16 protein-coding genes and 1 pseudogene are annotated in these 20,647 nt (G+C 73.4%); 16 read left to right on the top strand and 1 reads right to left on the bottom strand.

Going from position 1 to position 20,647, the window contains the following annotated elements; all coding sequences use genetic code 11:
• Positions 1-10: 10 nt before the first annotated feature.
• From ABDB74_RS18330 to ABDB74_RS18260, 15 genes and pseudogenes are all read left to right on the top strand, one after another.
• Positions 11-479: pseudogene (locus ABDB74_RS18330) on the top strand (NuoB/complex I 20 kDa subunit family protein); the annotation flags it as partial.
• A 202-nt stretch (positions 480-681) separates the two neighbouring features.
• Positions 682-1,431, top strand: a complete 750-nt coding sequence (locus tag ABDB74_RS18325; RefSeq protein ID WP_346620177.1) for an NADH-quinone oxidoreductase subunit C — start codon at positions 682-684, stop codon at positions 1,429-1,431.
• 76 nt (positions 1,432-1,507) lie between these two features.
• Positions 1,508-2,839, top strand: coding sequence for an NADH-quinone oxidoreductase subunit D (locus ABDB74_RS18320; RefSeq protein ID WP_346620176.1), 1,332 nt, complete (start codon positions 1,508-1,510; stop codon positions 2,837-2,839).
• A 76-nt stretch (positions 2,840-2,915) separates the two neighbouring features.
• Positions 2,916-3,929, top strand: coding sequence for an NADH-quinone oxidoreductase subunit NuoE (gene nuoE, locus ABDB74_RS18315; protein ID WP_346620175.1), 1,014 nt, complete (start codon positions 2,916-2,918; stop codon positions 3,927-3,929).
• Between the two features lie 3 nt (positions 3,930-3,932).
• Entirely contained in the window at positions 3,933-5,261 is a 1,329-nt protein-coding gene (nuoF, locus tag ABDB74_RS18310) for an NADH-quinone oxidoreductase subunit NuoF (RefSeq protein WP_346620174.1), read from the top strand.
• Positions 5,258-7,741, top strand: coding sequence for an NADH-quinone oxidoreductase subunit G (locus tag ABDB74_RS18305; protein ID WP_346620173.1), 2,484 nt, complete (start codon positions 5,258-5,260; stop codon positions 7,739-7,741). The genes nuoF and ABDB74_RS18305 overlap by 4 nt, the downstream gene beginning before the upstream one ends.
• A complete protein-coding gene (gene nuoH / locus ABDB74_RS18300; protein ID WP_346620172.1) occupies positions 7,738-9,219 on the top strand; it encodes an NADH-quinone oxidoreductase subunit NuoH in 1,482 nt (493 codons plus the stop codon). Before ABDB74_RS18305 ends, nuoH begins: the two co-directional genes overlap by 4 nt.
• Entirely contained in the window at positions 9,212-9,856 is a 645-nt protein-coding gene (gene nuoI / locus ABDB74_RS18295) for an NADH-quinone oxidoreductase subunit NuoI (RefSeq protein WP_346620171.1), read from the top strand. Before nuoH ends, nuoI begins: the two co-directional genes overlap by 8 nt.
• Positions 9,853-10,707, top strand: coding sequence for an NADH-quinone oxidoreductase subunit J (locus ABDB74_RS18290; protein WP_346620170.1), 855 nt, complete (start codon positions 9,853-9,855; stop codon positions 10,705-10,707). The genes nuoI and ABDB74_RS18290 overlap by 4 nt, the downstream gene beginning before the upstream one ends.
• Positions 10,704-11,003, top strand: a complete 300-nt coding sequence (gene nuoK / locus ABDB74_RS18285; RefSeq protein WP_014378116.1) for an NADH-quinone oxidoreductase subunit NuoK — start codon at positions 10,704-10,706, stop codon at positions 11,001-11,003. Before ABDB74_RS18290 ends, nuoK begins: the two co-directional genes overlap by 4 nt.
• A 19-nt stretch (positions 11,004-11,022) precedes the next feature.
• Positions 11,023-12,930 carry an NADH-quinone oxidoreductase subunit L gene (nuoL, locus tag ABDB74_RS18280; RefSeq protein ID WP_346620169.1) on the top strand — a complete coding sequence of 636 codons (1,908 nt, stop codon included), beginning with the start codon at positions 11,023-11,025 and terminating at the stop codon, positions 12,928-12,930.
• Between the two features lie 111 nt (positions 12,931-13,041).
• Positions 13,042-14,664, top strand: a complete 1,623-nt coding sequence (locus ABDB74_RS18275; protein ID WP_346620168.1) for an NADH-quinone oxidoreductase subunit M — start codon at positions 13,042-13,044, stop codon at positions 14,662-14,664.
• Entirely contained in the window at positions 14,661-16,202 is a 1,542-nt protein-coding gene (gene nuoN / locus ABDB74_RS18270) for an NADH-quinone oxidoreductase subunit NuoN (protein WP_346620167.1), read from the top strand. The genes ABDB74_RS18275 and nuoN overlap by 4 nt, the downstream gene beginning before the upstream one ends.
• 53 nt (positions 16,203-16,255) lie before the next feature.
• Positions 16,256-17,257, top strand: coding sequence for a polyprenyl synthetase family protein (locus tag ABDB74_RS18265; RefSeq protein ID WP_346620166.1), 1,002 nt, complete (start codon positions 16,256-16,258; stop codon positions 17,255-17,257).
• A gap of 22 nt (positions 17,258-17,279) precedes the next feature.
• Complete coding sequence (locus ABDB74_RS18260) at positions 17,280-18,461, top strand: PQQ-dependent sugar dehydrogenase (protein ID WP_346620165.1); 1,182 nt, start codon at positions 17,280-17,282, stop codon at positions 18,459-18,461.
• Here the strand turns inward: ABDB74_RS18260 and ABDB74_RS18255 are convergent.
• Positions 18,445-19,131 carry a pyridoxamine 5'-phosphate oxidase family protein gene (locus ABDB74_RS18255; protein WP_346620164.1) on the bottom strand — a complete coding sequence of 229 codons (687 nt, stop codon included), beginning with the start codon at positions 19,129-19,131 and terminating at the stop codon, positions 18,445-18,447. The two genes, ABDB74_RS18260 and ABDB74_RS18255, sit on opposite strands and share 17 nt — an antisense overlap.
• 87 nt (positions 19,132-19,218) lie before the next feature.
• Between ABDB74_RS18255 and ABDB74_RS18250 the strand changes: the two genes are divergently transcribed.
• A complete protein-coding gene (locus ABDB74_RS18250) occupies positions 19,219-20,646 on the top strand; it encodes a PLP-dependent aminotransferase family protein (RefSeq protein ID WP_346620163.1) in 1,428 nt (475 codons plus the stop codon).
• Position 20,647 lies beyond the last annotated feature (1 nt).

Genomic DNA, 20,647 nt, shown 5'->3' with positions numbered 1-20,647 from the left:
GAGCCTGACCATGGGACTCGAGGAGAAGATCCCCAGCGGGGTCCTGCTGACCAGCGTCGAGAAGCTGGTCAACTGGACCCGCAAGTCATCGCTGTGGCCCGCGACGTTCGGGCTGGCCTGCTGCGCGATCGAGATGATGGCGTCCGGGGCCGGACGCTACGACCTCGCCCGGTTCGGCATGGAGGTCTTCCGCGCCTCGCCGCGGCAGGCCGACCTGATGATCGTCGCCGGCCGGGTGAGCCAGAAGATGGCGCCGGTCCTGCGGCAGATCTACGACCAGATGCCCGAGCCCCGCTGGGTGCTCGCGATGGGGGTCTGCGCCAGCTCCGGCGGCATGTTCAACAACTACGCGATCGTCCAGGGCGTCGACCACGTCGTCCCGGTGGACATGTACCTGCCCGGCTGCCCGCCCCGGCCCGAGATGCTGATGGACGCCATCCTCAAGCTCCACCACAAGATCCAGCACGAGCCGCTGGGCGAGAAGCGGGCCCGGCAGCAGCGGCAGGCCCGCGAGGACGGCACCGCGCGGGACCTGCTGGTCGAGATGCCGTCGACCGTGCGGGTGGACAAGGACGCCCGCCGGGCCTACGAGCAGGCGGCCGCCGAGGGGCGCGCCGGCCAGTTCGCCATCGAGCGGCGCGGCGGGAACGCCGTGCTGCTCCCCGGGGCAGAGGACCGGCGATGAGCAACGACGGCGGCGAGGTCGTCCCGGGCCGCGAGGAGGCCGGGTACGACGACAGCACGGCGCCCTCGGGCGGCTTCCGGAAGGGCGCCTTCGGCGTCAGCGGCAGCGGCGACACCTCCGGGTTCGGCGGGCTCGTGCGCGTCGAGCCCGGCGGCGCGGTGGCGCTGCACTCCACCGAGCGGCCCTACGGCAGCTACTTCGACGAGGTCACCGACGCGCTGATCGACGCGGTGGGCGAGGCCACCTGGGCGGCCGCCGTCACCCGGGTGCTGGTCGACCGCGGCGAGATCACCTACTTCGTTGCCCGCGAGCACCTGCTGACCCTCGTGCAGCCCCTGCGCGACGACGAGGCGCTGCGCTTCGAGCTCTGCAGCAGCGTCTCCGGCGTCGACTACCTCGACAGCGGCGGCCCCGCCGTGGAGCCCGGCCGCCCGCGGCTGCACGTCGTCTACCACCTGACCTCGATGACCTACCGGCGCCGCATCCGGCTGGAGGTGGCGGTGACCGCCGAGGACCCGCACGTGCCGTCGGTGACCGGCATCTACCCGACGGCGGACTGGCACGAGCGCGAGACGTGGGACATGTTCGGGATCGTCTTCGACGGGCACCCGGCGCTGACCCGGATCCTCATGCCCGACGACTGGGACGGCCACCCCCAGCGCAAGGACTACCCGCTCGGCGGGATCCCCGTGGAGTACCACGACGCGACCATCCCGCCGCCGGACACCCGGAGGGCCTACCGATGACGACGGGCGAGCGAGCATCGCAGGGAGCGCCAGCGACCGAGGAGCGGAACGAGTCCGGAGTCGAGGAGGGGCAGAGATGAGCACCGTCTACAACCCGAGCGACCCCTACGCCGGCTCCCGCGAGACGACCGAGGGCCGCGTCTACACCGTGACCGGTGGGGACTGGGACCTGACGCTGGGGGCCGACCCGCACGGCGAGGAGCGCCTCGTCGTCAACATGGGCCCGCAGCACCCGTCCACCCACGGCGTGCTGCGGCTGGTCCTCGATCTCGAGGGCGAGACGGTGACCAAGGCGCGGGTGGTCATCGGCTACCTGCACACCGGCATCGAGAAGAACACCGAGTACCGGAACTGGGTGCAGGGCACCACGTTCGTGACCCGGATGGACTACCTGGCCCCGCTGTTCAACGAGGCCGGCTACTGCATGTCCGTCGAGAAACTGCTCGGCGTGGAGGTCCCGCAGCGGGCCCAGACGATCCGCGTGCTCGTCATGGAGCTCAACCGGATCGCCTCGCACCTGGTCGCCCTGGCCACGTTCGGCATGGAGATGGGTGCCCTCACGGGCATGACCAACGGCTTCCGCGAGCGCGAGACGGTTCTCGACCTGCTCGAGGAGATCACCGGCCTGCGGATGAACCACGCCTACATCCGCCCCGGCGGCCTGGCGCAGGACCTCCCCGAGGGCACCGTCGAGCACATCCGCGAGTTCCTGCAGGTCTTCCCGAAGCGGGTGGCCGACTTCCACCGGCTGCTCACCGGCCAGCCGATCTGGCAGAACCGGCTCAAGGACGCCGGCTACCTCGACCTCACCGGCTGCGTCGCGCTCGGCGTCACCGGGCCGATCCTGCGGGCCACCGGCCTGGCCTGGGACCTGCGCAAGGTCGAGCCCTACCTCGGCTACGAGACCTACGACTTCGAGGTGCCGACCGCCGACACCTGCGACGCCTGGGGCCGCTACCTGGTCCGCATGGCGGAGGTGAACGAGTCGCTGAAGCTCATCGCCCAGGCGCTGGACCGGCTGGAGCCGGGCCCGGTCATGGTCGAGGACAAGAAGATCGCCTGGCCCGCGCAGCTGTCCCTCGGCGCCGACGGCATGGGGAACTCGCTGGACCACGTGCGGCACATCATGGGCCAGTCGATGGAGGCCCTGATCCACCACTTCAAGCTGGTCACCGAGGGCTTCCGGGTACCGGCCGGGCAGGTCTACGTGCCGATCGAGTCGCCCCGCGGGGAGCTCGGCTACCACGTGGTCAGCGACGGCAGCACCCGGCCGTGGCGGGTCCACGTGCGCGACCCCAGCTTCGTCAACCTGCAGGCGACGGCGGCGATGAGCGAGGGCGGCATGATCGCCGACGTCATCGCGGCCATCGCATCGATCGACCCCGTGATGGGAGGAGTCGACAGGTGAGTGAGCATCGCAGCGAGCGCCAGCGAGCGAGGAGCGGAGCGGCCGCGGAGACGACCCAGGGACGGAGTGTGGACCGATGAGCGCACTTCCGGGGAGCCCCGAGGGGACGGCGGTCACCGGGCTCGACTCGAGCCCGGTCGACACCGCGTCCCTGGCCGAGGTCCCACTGCTGCCCGAGCAGGCCCGGCTCGAGGCGCGGGCGATCATCGCCCGTTACCCCGTGCCGCGCTCGGCGCTGCTGCCGATGCTGCACCTGGTGCAGAGCTACCAGGGCTACGTCACGCCCGAGGGCGTCGCGCTGTGCGCCGAGGAGCTGGGGCTGACCAAGGCCGAGGTGGGCGCGGTCGCGACCTTCTACACGATGTACAAGCGCCGCCCGACCGGCCGGCACCTGGTCAGCGTCTGCACGAACACGCTGTGCAGCGTGCTCGGCGGCCAGCGGATCATGGACGCGCTGTCGGCGGACCTGGGCGTCCACCACGACGAGACCGCCGCCGACGGGTCGATCACCCTCGAGCACGCCGAGTGCCTGGCCGCCTGCGACTACGCGCCGGTGGTCACCGTCGACTACGAGTTCTACGACCAGCAGGACGTCGACAGCGCCCGGGCCCTGGTGGCCGCGCTGCGCCGGGGCGAGAAGCCGCTGCCGACCCGCGGCGCCCCGCTCACCGACTTCAGGGGCATCTCCCGGCAGCTGGCCGGCTTCTCGCAGCACGCCGACGAGGCCGGGGCTGCGACTGCCGTCGACGCCCCCGGCTCGCTGGGGCCCACGCTGGCCGGGCTGGCGCTGGCCGCCGAGCGCGGCGAGTCGGCGCCACCGATGCCCGGCCCGGCGCCGAAGGAGCCCGACGCCGGCGAGCCGCGCGAGACCGTGCGTCCCTCCGGGGAGACCGGGGAGACCCCGGGCAAGGAGGCGGCGGACGCCCGGGTCGCCGCCGCCGACACCCCGGCGGAGAAGGCCGGCGCCGCCGGTTCGCACCCGGACGCCCCCGAACCGGCCGGACGGCGGTTGCCCGACGGCCGGGAAGGCACCGACACCCCTGCGGGGTCCGAGCCGGGAACCTCCGGCCAAGGTCCCGGGAAGGCCTGAGCCATGCCCCTCACTCCTGTCCTCACCACCCGCTGGGGCGCCGAGAACTCGTGGCGGCTGTCCACCTACGAGCGGCTCGACGGCTACTCGGCCCTGCGCACGGCGCTGTCGATGGCGCCCGACGAGCTGGTCACGCTGGTCAAGGACTCCGGGCTGCGCGGCCGCGGCGGCGCCGGGTTCCCGACCGGCATGAAGTGGAGCTTCATCCCGCAGCCCAAGCCGGGGGAGGAGCCGAGCGGCCCCGCGGCGATGCCCAAGTACCTCGTGGTCAACGCCGACGAGGGGGAGCCGGGTACCTGCAAGGACCTGCCGCTGATGATGGCCGACCCGCACTCGCTCATCGAGGGCGTGATCATCTCCGCCTACGCGATCCGGTCGAACTTCGCCGTCATCTACGTCCGCGGCGAGGCCGTGCACGCGCACCGCCGGCTGATGAACGCCGTGGGGGAGGCCTACGCCGCCGGCTACCTGGGCTCGGACATCCTCGGCTCCGGCTACGACCTCGAGCTCATCGTGCACGCCGGGGCCGGCGCCTACATCTGCGGCGAGGAGACGGCGCTGCTCGACTCGCTCGAGGGCTACCGCGGCCAGCCCCGGCTGAAGCCGCCGTTCCCCGCCGTCGCGGGCCTGTACGGGGCGCCCACAGTCATCAACAACGTGGAGACCCTGGCCAGCGTGCCGTTCGTCGTCCGCGGCGGCGCCGAGTGGTTCAAGGCCTTCGGGCCGGAGAAGTCGCCGGGGCCCAAGATCTACTCGCTGTCGGGACGGGTCGTCCGGCCGGGCCAGTACGAGGCCCCCATGGGGACGACGATGCGCGAGCTGCTCGAGATGGCCGGCGGCGTCCGCCCCGGCCACGAGCTGAAGTTCTGGACGCCGGGCGGCTCGTCCACGCCCTACTTCACCGCCGAGCACCTCGACGTCCCGCTGGACTTCGACTCCGTGGCGGCGGCCGGCTCGATGCTCGGGACGACCGCGCTGATGGTGTTCGACGAGACCGACTCCATCGTCGAGGCCACCCTGCGGTTCACCGAGTTCTACGCGCACGAGAGCTGCGGCAAGTGCACGCCCTGCCGCGAGGGCACCTACTGGCTGGTGCAGATCCTCGAGCGGATCGCGCACGGGCGGGGGACCGCCCAAGACCTCGACATCCTGGTCGACACCTGCGACAACATCCTGGGCCGGTCGTTCTGCGCCCTCGGAGACGGTGCGACCAGCTGCATCACCAGCTCGCTCAAGTACTTCAAGGACGACTACGTCGCCCTGCTGCCGCCCGAGGAGCAGGCCCGGATCGGCCGCTCCCTCCGCCTCGAGCCGGTCGGAGCCGCATCATGACGCTCACGCCCACCAACCCGCCACCCGCACCCGCGGTGCCCCCGGGCGCCCCGGGTCCGCACACCCCGCCGGACGCCGTCCACTGCACCATCGACGGCTTCGACGTCGCCGTCCCGAAGGGGACGCTCATCATCCGCGCGGCCGAGCAGGTCGGCGTCTTCATCCCGCGGTTCTGCGACCACCCGCTGCTGGAGCCGGTCGGCGCCTGCCGGCAGTGCCTGGTCGAGGTGGAGGGGCAGCGCAAGCCGGTCGCCTCCTGCACCATGCCCGTCACCGACGGCATGGCGGTCAAGACGCAGCTGACCAGCCCGGTGGCCGACAAGGCGCAGCAGGGCACGATGGAGCTGCTGCTGATCAACCACCCGCTGGACTGCCCCACGTGCGACAAGGGCGGCGAGTGCCCGCTGCAGAACCAGGCGATGGGCCACGGCCGCACCGAGAGCCGGTTCGTCGACGAGAAGCGGACCTACCCGAAGCCGCTGCCGATCAGCAGCCAGGTGCTGCTCGACCGCGAACGCTGCGTGCTGTGCGCCCGGTGCACCCGGTTCTCCCAGCAGGTCGCCGGCGACCCGTTCATCGAGCTGTTCGAGCGCGGTGCGCTGGAGCAGGTGGCGATCTACGAGGACGAGCCGTTCGAGTCCTACTTCTCCGGCAACACCACCCAGATCTGCCCGGTCGGCGCGCTCACCAGCGCCCAGTACCGGTTCCGCGCCCGGCCCTTCGACCTGCGCAGCGAGGACAGCGCGTGCGAGCACTGCGCGTCGGGCTGCGCGATGCGCACCGACTACCGGCGGGGGAAGATCACCCGCCGGCAGGCCGGTGACGACCCCGCGGTCAACGAGGAGTGGACCTGCGACAAGGGCCGCTACGCGTTCCGCTACGCCACGGCGAACGAGCGGCTGACGACGCCGCTGGTCCGGCGCGACGGGGTCCTGGAGCCCGCCTCGTGGCCCGAGGCGTGGGCCGCGGCCGCCGCCGGCCTGCGGCAGGCCCGCGCCGACGGCGGCGTCGGGGTGCTGCCCGGCGGCCGGCTGACGTTCGAGGACGCCTACGCGTGGGCGACCTTCGCCCGCGTGGCGCTGGGCACCAACGACGTGGACGCCCGCGCCCGTGCGCACTCGGCCGAGGAACTGGCGTTCCTGGAGGTCGCCATCGCCGGCACCGGTCCCGCGACCGGCGCCGTCACCTACGACGACGTCGGGTCGGCGCCCGCCGTGCTGCTGGCCGGGCTGGAGCCGGAGGAGGAGTCGCCGATCCTGTTCCTTCGGCTGCGCCGGGCCGTGCGCACCGGGGGGCTGTCGGTGTTCGACCTGGCGCCCTTCGCCACCCGGGCGGCGGAGAAGCTCCAGGCCACGGTGCTCACCACGCTGCCCGGGGCCGAGGCGCGCTCGCTGCACGCGCTGGCCGAGGGCAGCTGGGGCGGCCCGGCCGTGGCGGCCCTGCGCGAGCCGGGCGCCGTCGTCCTCGCCGGCGAGCGGCTGGCCGAGATGCCCGGCGCGTTCACCGCGCTGCTGGAGCTCTCCCGCGCGACCGGGGCCCGCCTGGCCTGGGTGCCCCGCCGCGCGGGCGAGCGGGGAGCCGTCGAGGCCGGCGCGCTGCCGACCCTGCTGCCCGGCGGCCGCAGCGTCGAGGACGCCGCGGCCCGCGCCGAGGTGGCCGCCGTCTGGGGCATCGACCCCGCGGCCGTGCCCGACGCCCCCGGGCGGGACCTCACCGGCATCCTCACCGCCGCGCGCAGCGGCCGGCTGCCCGGGCTGCTGGTGGGCGGGGTCGACCCCGCCGACCTGCCCGACCCCGACCTGGCGGTCGCCGCGCTCGACGCGGCCGCGTTCGTCGTCAGCCTGGAGATGTTCCCCAGCGCGGTCACCGAGCGCGCCGACGTCGTGCTGCCGGTCGCGGCCGCGCCGGAGAAGGCGGGCAGCTACCTGGACTGGGAGGGCCGGCTGCGGTCGTTCGACGCGACCCTGCACGGCACCGGACGGCTGACCGACGGCCGGGTGCTCCACGGCCTCGCCGAGGAGATGGACGTCGACCTCCGGCTGCCCAGCCCGCAGACCGCCCGCGCGGCGCTGTCGGCGCTCGGTGCCCGTCGCTCGGCGGCGCAGGCCCCGGGCCTCGACGTCGCACCGCCCGCCGCGCCGCGGCTGGGCGACGACGAGGCGGTCCTCGCCTCCTGGCGGCAGCTGCTCGACGTCGGCACGCTGCAGCGGGACGAGCCGGAGCTGGCCGGCACGGCGCGGCGCCCGGTCGCCCGCATCAGCCCGGAGGCGGCCGCCCGGCTCGGCCTCGCCGACGGCGACCGGCTGACCGTCAGCGGGCTCACCGGCTCGGTCAGCCTCCCTGTCACGGTCACGGCGATGCCCGACCAGGTGGTGTGGCTGCCGATGCGCTCGCCCGGCAGCGAGATCCGGACGGCGCTGGGCACCGGGCCCGGCGGTGTCGTGCGGCTGGCCCGCACCGGCGTGGAGGGCGTGCGATGAACGTGTGGGCCGCGGCCGACCAGCCGACCCTGGAGGACTTCGGCAACGACGTCTGGTGGATCGTCCTCATCAAGATCGTCGGTGTCTTCGGCGTGCTGGTGGCGATGACGCTGTTCGCCATCGTGTTCGAGCGCAAGGTCGTTGCCCGCATGCAGCAGCGGATCGGCCCCAACCGGGTCGGCCCCCGCGGCTACCTGCAGAGCCTCGCCGACGGGCTGAAGCTGGCCTTCAAGGAAGACATCATGCCGGCGATGGCCGACAAGCCGGTCTACTTCCTGGCCCCGGTGATCGCGACGATCCCCGCGTTCGTGGCGTTCTCCGTCATCCCCATGGGGCCGGTCGTGAGCATCTTCGGCGAGCAGACGCCGCTGCAGCTCACCGATGCCCCGATCGGCGTGCTGATCATCCTGGCGATGTCGGCGATGGGCATCTACGGCATCGTCCTGGGCGGCTGGGCGTCCGGCTCGACCTACCCCCTGCTGGGCAGCCTGCGCAGCGCGGCCCAGATGATCAGCTACGAGATCGCGATGGGGCTCTCTCTGGTCGCCGTCTTCCTCTACGCCGGGACGATGTCCACGTCCGAGATCGTCGCCGCCCAGGCCGACGGGTCGCAGCTGTCCTTCTTCGGCTGGGAGTTCACCGGGCCGAGCTGGTACGTGGTCCTGCTCCCGGTCTCCTTCGTCATCTACGCGATCGCCGTCGTGGGCGAGACCAACCGCGCGCCGTTCGACCTGCCCGAGGCCGAGAGCGAGCTGGTCGGCGGCTTCCACACCGAGTACTCGTCGCTGAAGTTCGCGCTGTTCTTCCTGGCCGAGTACATCAACATGGTCACCGTCTCCGCCCTGGCCGCGACGCTGTTCCTCGGCGGCTGGCGGGCGCCGTGGCCGATCTCGATCTGGGACGGCGCGAACACCGGCTGGTGGCCGCTGCTGTGGTTCTTCCTCAAGGTCGTCGTCGCGCTGTTCGTCTTCATCTGGCTGCGCGGCACGCTGCCGCGGCTCCGGTACGACCAGTTCATGCGGTTCGGCTGGAAGGTGCTGGTCCCGGTCTCGCTGGTGTGGATCCTCGTCGTCGCGACGATGCGCGCCGTGTCCCGGGAGGCCGAACTCTCCGCCGGTGAGGTCGCGTTCTACGTGGGCGTGCCCATCGCGGTCGTCCTGCTGCTGGGCCTCTGGCTCGCCGGCCGGGCCGGCCACCGCGACACCCGCCTGGCCGCCGTCGAGGCGGCGGCCGGCTCCAACCACCCGACGAGCACCGAGCCCGAGGTGCTGCCCCCGGCCGGCGCGCGCCGGCAGCCGAGCGGAGGCCCGAGCCGGGCCGAGGGCGGCTTCCCGGTCCCGCCGATGGACCTGACGGTGCCGCCGTCCCCGCGGCTGCGGCGCCAGCCGGTGAGCACCGGCGGCGAGCCGGTGCCCGGCGCGGTCGTCGGCACCGGGCGGCGCGGCGCCACCACATCCGAGGAGGACGGCGATGCCTGAACGCAGCAAGCCCGGCGAGCAGGACATGGTGCGGCGCTCCCGGGGGGAGGTCGAACGCTCGTCCGAGGGCGGCCGGAACCGGCCGGCGGTGCGCGACAGCCTGCTGCCCGCCGCGGTGCAGGGGTTCGGCGTCACGTTCGCGCAGATCTTCCGCACGGTGACCACCGAGCAGTACCCGTACGAGCCGAAGGTGACCAAGGCGCGGTACCACGGCCGGCACGTGCTCAACCGGCACCCGGACGGCCTGGAGAAGTGCGTCGGGTGCGAGCTGTGCGCCTGGGCCTGCCCGGCGGACGCCATCTACGTCGAGGGCGGTGACAACACCGAGGACGCCCGCTTCTCGCCCGGCGAGCGCTACGGCGCGGTCTACCAGATCAACTACCTGCGCTGCATCTTCTGCGGGCTGTGCATCGAGGCCTGCCCCACCCGCTCGCTGACGATGAGCAACGACTTCGAGCTCGCCGACGACAACCGCCAGGACCTGATCTACACCAAGGAGCAGCTGATGGCGCCGCTGCTGCCCGGCATGGAGCAGCCGCCGCACCCGATGCGGCTCGGCGACGACGAGAAGGACTACTACCTGCGCGCGCCCGAGAAGGGCTCGACCGCGGAACCGGTCGCCGAGGAGAAGGTGTGAACGGGCTCGAGACCGTCGTCATCGGCACCGGCGAGGCCGTCGTCTTCTGGATCCTCGGCCCGGTCGCCCTGGCCGGGGCGCTGGGCATGGTGCTCAGCCGCAACGCGGTGCACTCGGCGCTGTGGCTGGTGCTCACGATGCTCTCGCTGGGTGTCTTCTACGTCGTCCAGGAGGCGCCCTTCCTCGGCGTCGTGCAGGTGATCGTCTACACCGGCGCGATCATGATCCTGTTCCTGTTCGTGCTCATGCTCGTCGGCCGGGACTCCTCCGACTCGGTGGTCGAGACGCTGCGCGGGCAGCGGGTCGCGGCGCTCGTGCTGGGCGCCGGCTTCGCCGCGCTCGTGGGCGCCGGCATCGCCCGCGCCACCCAGGACCTGCCCGTCCTCGGCCTCGAGGCGGTGCAGGGCGGGGTGCGCGGCCCGACGTCGGGCAACGTCGAGGTGATCGCGGCGCTGCTCTACACCCGGTACCTGCTGGCCTTCGAGGTCACCGGCGCGCTGCTCATCGTGGCCGCCGTCGGCGCGCTGCTGCTCACCCACGTGGAGCGGGAACCGGGCACCAAGCAGACGCAGAAGGAGCGGTCGCGGGCACGCTTCCTCACCGACCGCCCGCAGACCCTCCCCGGGCCCGGCGTCCACGCCCGCGCCACCTCGGTCGGCGCCCCCGCGCTGCTGCCCGACGGCAGCCTGGCCGAGGACAGCTTCGGCACCGGGATCGAGCCGGAGCAGGTCGAGCAGATGCCCCGGCCCACCGGCCGCGAGCAGCTCGGCTCCCCGGACGCCGCGCTCGGCGCCCTCGACCCCACGCTCAGCGACACCCCGGGCGGCCGCACGGGAGGGGAGCACCGATGACGCTCAGCTACTACCTGGTGCTCGCGGCGATCCTGTTCACGATCGGCGCCGTCGGCGTCCTCGTTCGGCGCAACGCGATCGTCGTCTTCATGTGCATCGAGCTGATGCTCAACGCGGTGAACCTGACGCTGATCACCTTCGCCCGGTCCACCGGGACCGTCGACGGCCAGATCATCGCGCTGTTCGTGATGGTCGTCGCCGCCGCCGAGGTGGTCGTGGGCCTCGCCATCATCATGTCGATCTACCGGACCCGCCGGTCCGCCTCGGTCGACGACGCCAACCTGCTGAAGTACTGACGGCGAGACGGGGACATCTGTGTCTGAGACGCTGCCGGCCGACGGGCTGCTCGGCTGGTCGTGGCTGCTGATCGCGCTGCCGCTGGCCGGCGCCGCGGTGCTGCTGCTGGGTGGCCGGCGCACCGACCGCTGGGGTCACCTGCTGGGGACGGCGACGGTCGTCACGGCCTTCATCCTCGCCGTGGCGTGCACCGCGCAGCTGGCCGGCCTCGACGAGCGCGCGGCCGACGTCGAGCTGTTCACGTTCATCGCCACCGGCGACCTCGACGTCACCGCCGGGCTGCTGTTCGACCCGCTGTCGGCGACGTTCGCCCTGCTGATCACCGGCGTCGGCTCGCTGATCCACGTGTACTCGATCGGCTACATGGCGCACGACCCCGCGCGCCGCCGGTTCTTCGCCTACCTGAACCTCTTCGTCGCGGCGATGCTGCTGCTGGTCCTCGGCAACGGCTACGTGCTGCTGTACGTCGGGTGGGAGGGCGTCGGTCTGGCGTCCTACCTGCTGATCGCGTTCTGGTACACCCGCCCGGCCGCGGCGACCGCCGCCAAGAAGGCGTTCATCATGAACCGGGTCGGCGACGTCGGCCTGGCGCTGGCGATCTTCATCATGTTCGCCCAGCTCGGGACGACGTCCTACGCGGGCGTCTTCGGCGCGGTCGGCACGCTGGCGGGCGGCACGGTCACCGCGATCGGGCTGCTCCTGCTGCTCGGCGCCTGCGGGAAGTCCGGCCAGTTCCCGCTGCAGGCGTGGCTGCCCGACGCCATGGAGGGCCCCACCCCGGTCTCGGCGCTGATCCACGCCGCGACCATGGTCACCGCCGGGGTCTACCTCATCGCCCGCTCGGCACCGATCTACGACCTCACGCCCACCGCCCGCGCGGTCATCCTCGCGATCGGCGCGGTGACGCTGCTGATCGGCGCGATCGCCGGCTGCGCCTTCGACGACATCAAGAAGGTCCTGGCGTACTCGACCGTCAGCCAGATCGGCTACATGTTCCTGGCCGTCGGGCTCGGCCCGGCCGGCTACGTGGCGGGCCTGGCGCACCTGCTGGCGCACGGCTTCTTCAAGGCCGGGCTGTTCCTGGGCGCCGGTTCGGTGATGCACGCGATGAACGACTCGGTGGACATGCGCCGCTTCGGCGCGCTGTGGAAGAGGTTGCCGGTCACCTTCGGCACCTTCGGTCTGGGCTACCTCGCGCTGATCGGCTTCCCGTTCCTGTCCGGCTACTTCACCAAGGACGCGATCATCGAGGTAGCGCTGGACCGGGACGACGTCTGGGGCTGGGTGCTCGGTGGCGTGATGGTCCTCGGCGCCGGGCTGACCGCCTTCTACATGACCCGGCTGATGCTGATGACCTTCTTCGGCCGGGCCCGGTGGGAGGAGGGCGTCCACCCGCACGAGGCGCCGGCGGTGATGACCGCGCCGATGGTCGTGCTGGCGTTCGGCTCGGTGTTCGCCGGTGCGCTGCTGGTCGCGGTGTTCCCGCTCGCCGACTGGCTGGCGCCGGTCTACGGCGAGCCGGCGGAGGCCGCGCACGTGGTGGCCCCCGCCGTCATCGGGCTCGTCGTCACGCTCGTCGCCTTCGCCGGTGTCGCGCTCGCCTGGCTGTTCGTCGGCCGCCGCGAGGTGCCGGTGACCGCCCCGGTGCGGGTCTCGCCGGTCACCCGGGCGGCCCGGAACGCGCTCTACGCCGACACGGTGAACGAGTCGCTGTTCATGCGCCCCGGCCAGTGGCTCACCCGCGCCCTGGTCTGGGTCGACAACCGGGGCGTCGACGGCGCGGTCAACGGCCTGGCCGCCGGGCTCGGCGGCTCGTCGTCGCGGCTCGGCCGCGCGCAGACCGGCTTCGTGCGCACGTACGCGCTGGGGATGCTCGGTGGTGCCGTGATGGTGGCGGGTGCCCTCCTGGCGGTGACGGCCGGATGAGCGCACTGGGGCGTGAGGAGCGCAGTGCGGAACGAGCGAGGAGCGGAGCGCTCCGCAGTAGCGATCGGACGGCGATGACCGCCGACCGGTCTGTCGGAGAGGACGTGCTCGGTGGCTGACTTCCCGTTCCTGATCGCGATGATCGCGGTCCCGGCGATCGGCGCCGCGGTCGTCGCCGCGCTGCCCCGGGGCCGGGAGCTGCTGGCCAAGCAGGTGACCCTCGGGATCAGCCTGCTGGTGCTCGCGCTGGTGGTGCTCGCCACGGCCGCCTTCGACGTCGGCGGCGAACGGTTCCAGCTGACCACGTCGGTCTCCTGGATCCCCGACTTCGGCTCCGAGTTCGCGCTGGGGGTCGACGGCATCGCCCTGGTGCTGCTGCTGCTCGTCGGCGTGCTCGTGCCGCTGGTGGTCGCCTCCTCCTGGCACGAGGCCGACGCCGGACCCCGGCCGGCCCGGGTCTTCTTCGCCTGGCTGCTGCTGCTCGAGGCGATGATGGTCGGCGTCTTCGCCGCCACCGACGTGCTGCTGTTCTACGTGTTCTTCGAGGCGATGCTCGTCCCGATGTACTTCCTGATCGGCAGCTTCGGGGGGCCACGCCGGCAGTACGCGGCGGTCAAGTTCTTCCTCTACAGCCTGGTCGGCGGGCTCGTCATGCTCGCCTCGGTGATCGGGCTCTACGTGGTGAGCACCAGCCAGCTGGGCGAGGGCACCTTCGCCTTCGACGCGCTGCGACAGCTCGACATCGACCCGGACGTGCAGAAGCTGCTGTTCCTCGGCTTCTTCATCGCCTTCGCCATCAAGGCGCCGCTGGTGCCGTTCCACACCTGGCTGCCCGACTCCGGTTCCGAGGCGCCGATCGGCGGCTCGGTGCTGCTGGTCGGCGTGCTCGACAAGGTCGGCACCTTCGGCTTCCTGCGCTACTGCCTGCCGCTGTTCCCCGACGCCTCGCGGTACTTCGCCCCGTTCGTCCTCGTCCTCGCCGTCGTCGGCATCCTCTACGCCGCGCTGCTGGCCATGGGCCAGACCGACATGAAGCGGCTGGTGTCCTACACGTCGATCTCGCACTTCGGCTTCATCGCCCTGGGCATCTTCGTGTTCACCACCGAGGCCGCCACCGGTGCCGTGCTCTACATGGTCAACCACGGCATCGCGACCGGGCTGCTGTTCATCGTCGTCGGCATGCTGATCAGCCGGGGTGGCTCCCGCCGGATCGCCGACTACGGCGGCGTCGCGGCGCACGCACCGCTGCTGGCCGGCGCCTTCCTGATCGCCGGTCTAGCCTCCCTCGCGCTGCCGGGCACCAACAGCTTCGTCAGCGAGTTCCTCGTGCTGATCGGCTCGTTCCCCGAGCGGCCGGTGTTCACGGTCCTGGCCACCGTCGGCATCATCCTGGCGGCCCTGTACGTGCTGCTGATGTACCAGCGGACCATGCACGGCCCGCCGCGCGGGGTGCTGCTCGACGACGTCCACGGTGGCGACCCCGCGCCCGGTCCCGGGTCCGAGCCGGCCCGGGGCGGCGCCTCGGCCGCGACCGCCACCGTGACCGCACCGGCGCCCGCCCGCGGGCTGCGCCGGTTCACCGACCTCGACCGGCGGGAGCTGGCCGTGGTGGCGCCGCTGATCGCCCTGATCATCGGCCTCGGTGTGTACCCGCAGCCACTGCTGGACCTGATCGAGCCCGCCGTCGTCGCCACCATGGGCGACCTGGGTGTCCCTGGAGGGACCGACCGATGATCGAGGCGCCCGACCTCTCCTGGGCGGCTCTCGCGCCCCTGCTGTTCGTCTTCGGCGCGGCCTGCGCCGGGGTCCTGGTGGAGGCGTTCGCGCCCCGCGAGTCGCGGCACCCGCTGCAGGTGGGGCTGGCCCTCGTCGGCACCGTCGGCGGGTTCGTCGCGACGCTGCTGCTCGCCGGCGCCGAGGAGGTGACCGCGGTCGGAGCGCTCGCCGTCGACGGCGCCGGGCTGTTCCTGCAGGCCATGATCGCCGGGTTCGGCGCGCTGTCGATCCTGCTGTTCGCCGAGCGCGCGCTCGACCCCGCGCGGTCGGCGTTCGTGGTGAGCGCCGCCGTCCCGGCGGGCAGCCCGCGGGACCGGGAGCTGACGACGGTCCCGCGCGTGCAGACCGAGGTCTACCCGCTGGCGCTGTTCGCCATCGGCGGGATGATGCTGTTCGTCACGGCCAACGACCTGCTGGTCATGTTCGTGGCGCTGGAGGTGCTGAGCCTTCCGCTGTACCTGCTCAGCGGGATGGCCCGGCGGCGCCGGCTGCTGTCCCAGGAGGCGGCGGTCAAGTACTTCCTGCTCGGCGCCTTCGCCTCGGCGTTCTTCCTCTACGGACTCGCGCTGGTCTACGGGGCAACCGGCAGCGTGCGGTTCCGCGACATCCGTGAGGCCACCACCGGCGAGACCGGGGGCGTGCTCCTGGTCCTGGGGCTGGCCCTGCTGATCGTCGGGCTGCTGTTCAAGGCCAGCGTCGCGCCGTTCCACTCGTGGACGCCGGACGTCTACCAGGGCGCCCCGACGCCGGTCACCGCCTTCATGGCCGCGTGCACCAAGGTCGCCGCCTTCGGTGCGATCCTGCGGCTGCTCTACGTCGCGTTCGGCACCGCCGAGTGGACCTGGCGGCCGCTGATCTACGCCGCCGCCATCGTCTCCATGGTCGTCGGCGCGGTGCTCGCGCTCACCCAGACCGACCTCAAGCGCATGCTCGCCTACTCGTCGGTCGCGCACGCCGGCTTCCTGCTGACCGGCGTCCTCGGGCTCGGGGCCGACGGCGGGGGCGGCTCCGGCCTCGCGGCGACGATGTTCTACCTGCTCACCTACGGGTTCACCACGCTGGGGGCCTTCGCCGTCCTCACGCTCGTGCGCGACGGCGACGGCGAGGCTAGCCACCTCTCCCAGTGGGCCGGTCTCGGCGCCCGGTCCCCGGTCACCGCGGCGGTGATGAGCCTGTTCCTGCTGGCGCTGGCGGGCATCCCGCTGACCGCCGGGTTCACCGGGAAGTTCGCCGTCTTCCGGGCGGCGATCGAGCAGGGCGCGTGGCCGCTGGTGGTGGTGGCCCTGCTGGCGAGCGCGGTCGCCGCCTTCTTCTACCTGCGGGTGATCGTGCTCATGTACTTCTCCGAGCCGGCCGCCGACGGCCCCACCGTGGGCGTGCCCGGCCTGCCCACGACCGTGGTGCTCGCGGTGACCGCGACGGCGACGCTGGCGCTCGGCATCCTGCCCGGGGCGGTGCTCGACCTCGCGCGGCAGGCGGCTATCTTCGTCGGTTGATGACCGGAGCCCGTGCCGCAGTCGATGGCACTCCCCCCGAGGTCTGGCACCGGATGTCCACCCCGGCGTCGACCATCGGCCCCTGGCTGCCCGAGGGCGCCCTCGGCGAGGCGCTCGCCGAGGGCCTGTCCCGGGTGGAGGCCGAGCTGGTCGTCGCCGTCGGGAGCGAGCACCCGTTCGTGCGCGAGGCGGCCGGCCACCTGATGGCCGCCGGCGGCAAGCGCTTCCGCCCCATGCTCGCGCTGGTCGCCGCGCAGCTCGGGGATCCCACCGCCCCGCAGGTCACGCAGGGCGCGGTCGTCTGCGAGCTCACCCACCTGGCGACGCTCTACCACGACGACGTCATGGACGAGGCCGCCGTGCGCCGGGGGGCGCCCAGCGCCAACAGCCGGTGGAGCAACAGCGTCGCCATCCTCACCGGTGACCTGCTGTTCGCGCGGGCGTCGGACATCCTGGCCGACCTCGGTCCCGAGGCCGTGCGGATCCAGGCCCGCACCTTCGAGCGGCTGGTCACCGGGCAGATCAGGGAGACCGTGGGCGCCCAGCCCGGGGACGACCCGATCGCCCACTACCTGGACGTGCTGGCCGACAAGACGGGCTCGCTGGTGGCGACGGCGGCCCGGTTCGGCGCCTCCTTCGCCGGCGTGGAGGCGGAGCTCGTGGCGGCGCTGACCGAGTTCGGCGAGGAGGTCGGGGTCGCCTTCCAGATCTCCGACGACCTGATCGACATCGTCAGCGTCGACGGCGTCTCGGGGAAGCTGCCCGGCACCGACCTGCGCGAGGGGATCGCCACGCTGCCCGTGCTGTTCGCCCTGGCCGGGGACGACCCCGCCGAGGCGAGGCTGCGCGAGCTGGTGGCCGGCCCGGTCACCGACGACGCCGAGCACGCCGAGTCGCTGGCGCTGCTGCGGTCCTCGCGGTCGCTGGAGCGGGCCACCGAGGTGCTGCGGGAGTACGCCGACCGTGCCCGCCGCCGGCTGGACGCCGTCCCCGAGGGCGACGTCCGGGACGCGCTGTCGGCGCTCTGCGACTACGTGGTCACGCGTACCAGCTGAGCGAGGTGGGCACGGACCAGGCATGCGGTCCTCCCTCGCCTGCGTGCTGGTGCTGACGCTTCCGCTCACGGCCTGCTCGAACGGGGTGGCGGAGGAGGAGGCCGGGTCCGTCTCGACACCTCCCACGACGTCGCCCCCCACCGGTGCCCCGGCGCTGGAGATCGAGGTGATCGCCGACGGTCTGGACCACCCGTGGGACGTCGCCCAGGCCGAGGACGGAACACTCCTGCTCGACGAGCGCGCGGGCGGCTTCACCGCCGTGCTCCCGGACGGCACCGTCCAGGAGGTGCAGGCCGACTTCGGCGACCTGTTCGTCGCGGGGGAGACCGGGTTGATGGGCCTGGCGCTGGATCCGGCGTTCGCCGAGAACCGGCGGTTCTACACGTGCCAGGGCGACCAGGACGGGTTCATCGGCGTCGTCGCGTGGACGGTGGCGGACGACTGGTCGTCGGCCACCCGGGTCGACGCCCCGCTGATCGGCGGCATCCCGCTCAACGAGCGCATCGGGCGGCACGGCGGCTGCCGGCTCGAGTTCGGCCCGGACGGTGCGCTGTTCGTCGGCACCGGGGACAACGCGGTCGGCAGCTACCCGCAGGACCTCGGCTCGCTGGCGGGCAAGGTGCTGCGCGCCGACCCGGCCACCGGGGAAGCGCCGCCGGACAACCCGTTCGTCGCTCCGGACGACGGCGCCGCCGACCTGATCTACACCTACGGGCACCGCAACGTGCAGGGCCTGGCGGCGCGGCCCGGCACGGAGCAGCTCTACTCGGTCGAGCACGGCCCCGACCGGAACGACGAGGTGAACCTGCTGCAGCCCGACGGCAACTACGGCTGGGACCCCGTGGGCGGCGGGGGGTACGACGAGAGCGTCCCGATGACCGATCCGGAGATCGAGGGGGCGGTGCCGGCGGTCTGGGACTCCGGCGCCCCGCCCATCGCACCGAGCGACGGCACCTTCCTCGACGGCGATCAGTGGGCCGACTACGACGGGCTCCTCCTGCTCGGCGCGCTCCGCGGGCAGCACGTCCTGGCGCTCCGCCTGGACGAGGCCGGTTCCCTCGTCGAGCAGTTCCGGCTGCCCGAGCTGGACGGCACCTACGGGCGCATCCGCACCGTCGAGCAGGGCACCGACGGCGCGCTCTACGTGACCACCGACAACGGCGACGACCAGGACGTGCTGCTGCGGGTCACGCCGACGGGCTGAGCGCCCGGTCGCGCACCCGCCCGGGGACGGGTGTGCCGGCGGGCAGCCGCGGGCAGGGCTCGGGCTCCCCGGCCACCGTGCGCAGCGGGAGCACCCCGGCCCAGACGGGGTCGGGAGTGCCGGCGGCCGGCAGGTCGCGATCGTCGTCGCCGGGCGGCCCGGTGCGGATCTTCACGCTGGCCTCGGCCAGGTCCAGCGCGAGCACCGCGGTGGCGGCGAGCTCCTTGCGGTCGGGCAGCCGGGTCGCCGACCACGAGCCGGGCGCGAGGTGCTCGGTCAGCACCTCCAGGCCGAGCAGCCGCTCCGCCGGGTCGTCGAGCAGCCGGGCGGTGCCGTGCACGACGGCGCACCGGTAGTTGACCGAGTGGTGGAACGCCGAGCGCGCGTACACGATGCCGTCCAGGTGGGTGACGGTGAAGCAGACCGGCACGCTGGCGGCGGCGGCCCGCAGCGTCGCGGCTCCCGTCGAGCCGTGCAGGTAGAGGGTGTCGCCGCGACGGCCGTAGCCGGTGGGCAGCACGACCGGGGCGCCGCCGAGCTGCACGCCGAGGTGGCCGATCAGGCCCGCGTCGAGCACCGCGTAGAGGTCCGCGCGGTCGCTACGGGCGCGCTTGCTGCCCCGGCGCACGGTGCTGCGGTCGGTGGGGGAGAGCGGGGCGGCGGTGTCCATGCCGTCATCCTCCGGGGCGGTGGTGGCCGTACGGAACGGCCAATCGGCTAGCTTTCCGGCAGGCCACCGCTGCCCCGAGGAGGACCCGTGACCGGCATCCCGCCCCTCGTGCTCGACCGCGGCGCCGGCGTTCCGCTGTCGGTGCAGCTCGCCGACGCCCTGCGTGTCGCCGCCGCGGAGGGGAGCCTGCGGCCCGGCGACCGGCTGCCGTCCACCCGCGAGCTCGCCGGCGCCCTGCGGGTCAGTCGCACGGTCACGGCGGCCGCCTATGACCAGCTGCTCGCCGAGGGGTGGGCCGGTGGTCGGCGGGGTGTCGGGACCTTCGTGCTGGGCGCCGCGCCCACGTCCCCGGTCGCTCCGGTGTCTCCGGCCCGGCCCGGCGCGGCGGTCCCCGCGCTGGTCGACCTGCGGGCCGGCTCACCGTGCCTGGAGGTGCTCGACCGGGCCGCCTGGCGGCGCGGCTGGCGGGCGGCCGGTGACCTGCCGGCCGATCTCCGCCCCGACGCCGCCGGCGACCCGGGGTTCCGGACGGCGGTGAGCGAGCACCTGCTCCGCCACCGGGGCCTGGTCGCCGGTCCCGACGACGTGCTCGCCACCGCGGGCACCTCCGCGGCGGTGGGCGAGGTGGCGAGCACCCTCGCGCCGGGCAGCCGGGTCGCGGTGGAGGACCCCGGCTACCAGCGGGTCGTGGGCGCGCTGCGCGACGCAGGCGCCGAGGTCGTCCCGGTGCCCGTCGACGCGGACGGCCTGGTCGTCGACGCGCTGCCGTCGCGGCTGGCCGCCGTCTACTGCACGCCGGCGCACCAGTACCCGCTCGGCCGCCGCATGTCGGCGGCCCGGCGGGTGGCGCTGGTTGCCCGGGCCCGCGCCGAGGGCTGGTGGGTGCTCGAGGACGACTACGACGGCGAACTGCGCTACGACGTCGCTCCGCTGCCGCTGCTGGGCGCCCTGGGGTCCGACGTCGTCGTCCACCTCGGCACCACGAGCAAGATCGTCAGCCCGACGCTGGGCGTCGGCTGGCTGGTGGCGCCCGAGCCGCTGCGGGACGATCTGCTGGCCCGTCGCGTGGCCACCGGCACCCGCCCCGCGCGGGCCGGCCAGCGGGTGCTGACCGCGCTGGCGCAGTCCGGGGATCTCGCCCGGCACCTGCGCCGGTTGCGCCGCGAGCTGGTGGCCCGGCGGGACGAGGTGCGTGCCGCGGTGGCCGCGGCCGGGTGCACCGCCGAGGGCGATCCGGCCGGTGCCCACGTGCTGGTGCCGCTGGCCGATGCCGTGGTCGAGGCGGAGGTGATCGCGCGCGCCGCGCGGCGGGGGATCGCGCTCGACGGGCTCGGCCGGCACCACCTCGCCGGATCCGGCAGCCACCGGTCGGGTCTGGTGCTGGGCTTCGCCGCCCCGACCCGCGAGGAGCTGCGCGGCGCGCTGGCCGTGCTGGGCGATGTCCTGCGCGAACGCCCCGGGAACGACCGCGGGCCCGCCCTCCCGGAGGAGGACGGGCCCGCGGTCCCGGCCTAGA

The sequence above is a fragment of the Blastococcus sp. HT6-4 genome (assembly GCF_039679125.1).
Taxonomy (GTDB): domain Bacteria; phylum Actinomycetota; class Actinomycetes; order Mycobacteriales; family Geodermatophilaceae; genus Blastococcus; species Blastococcus montanus.
This window is presented reverse-complemented; position numbering and strand designations above follow the sequence as displayed.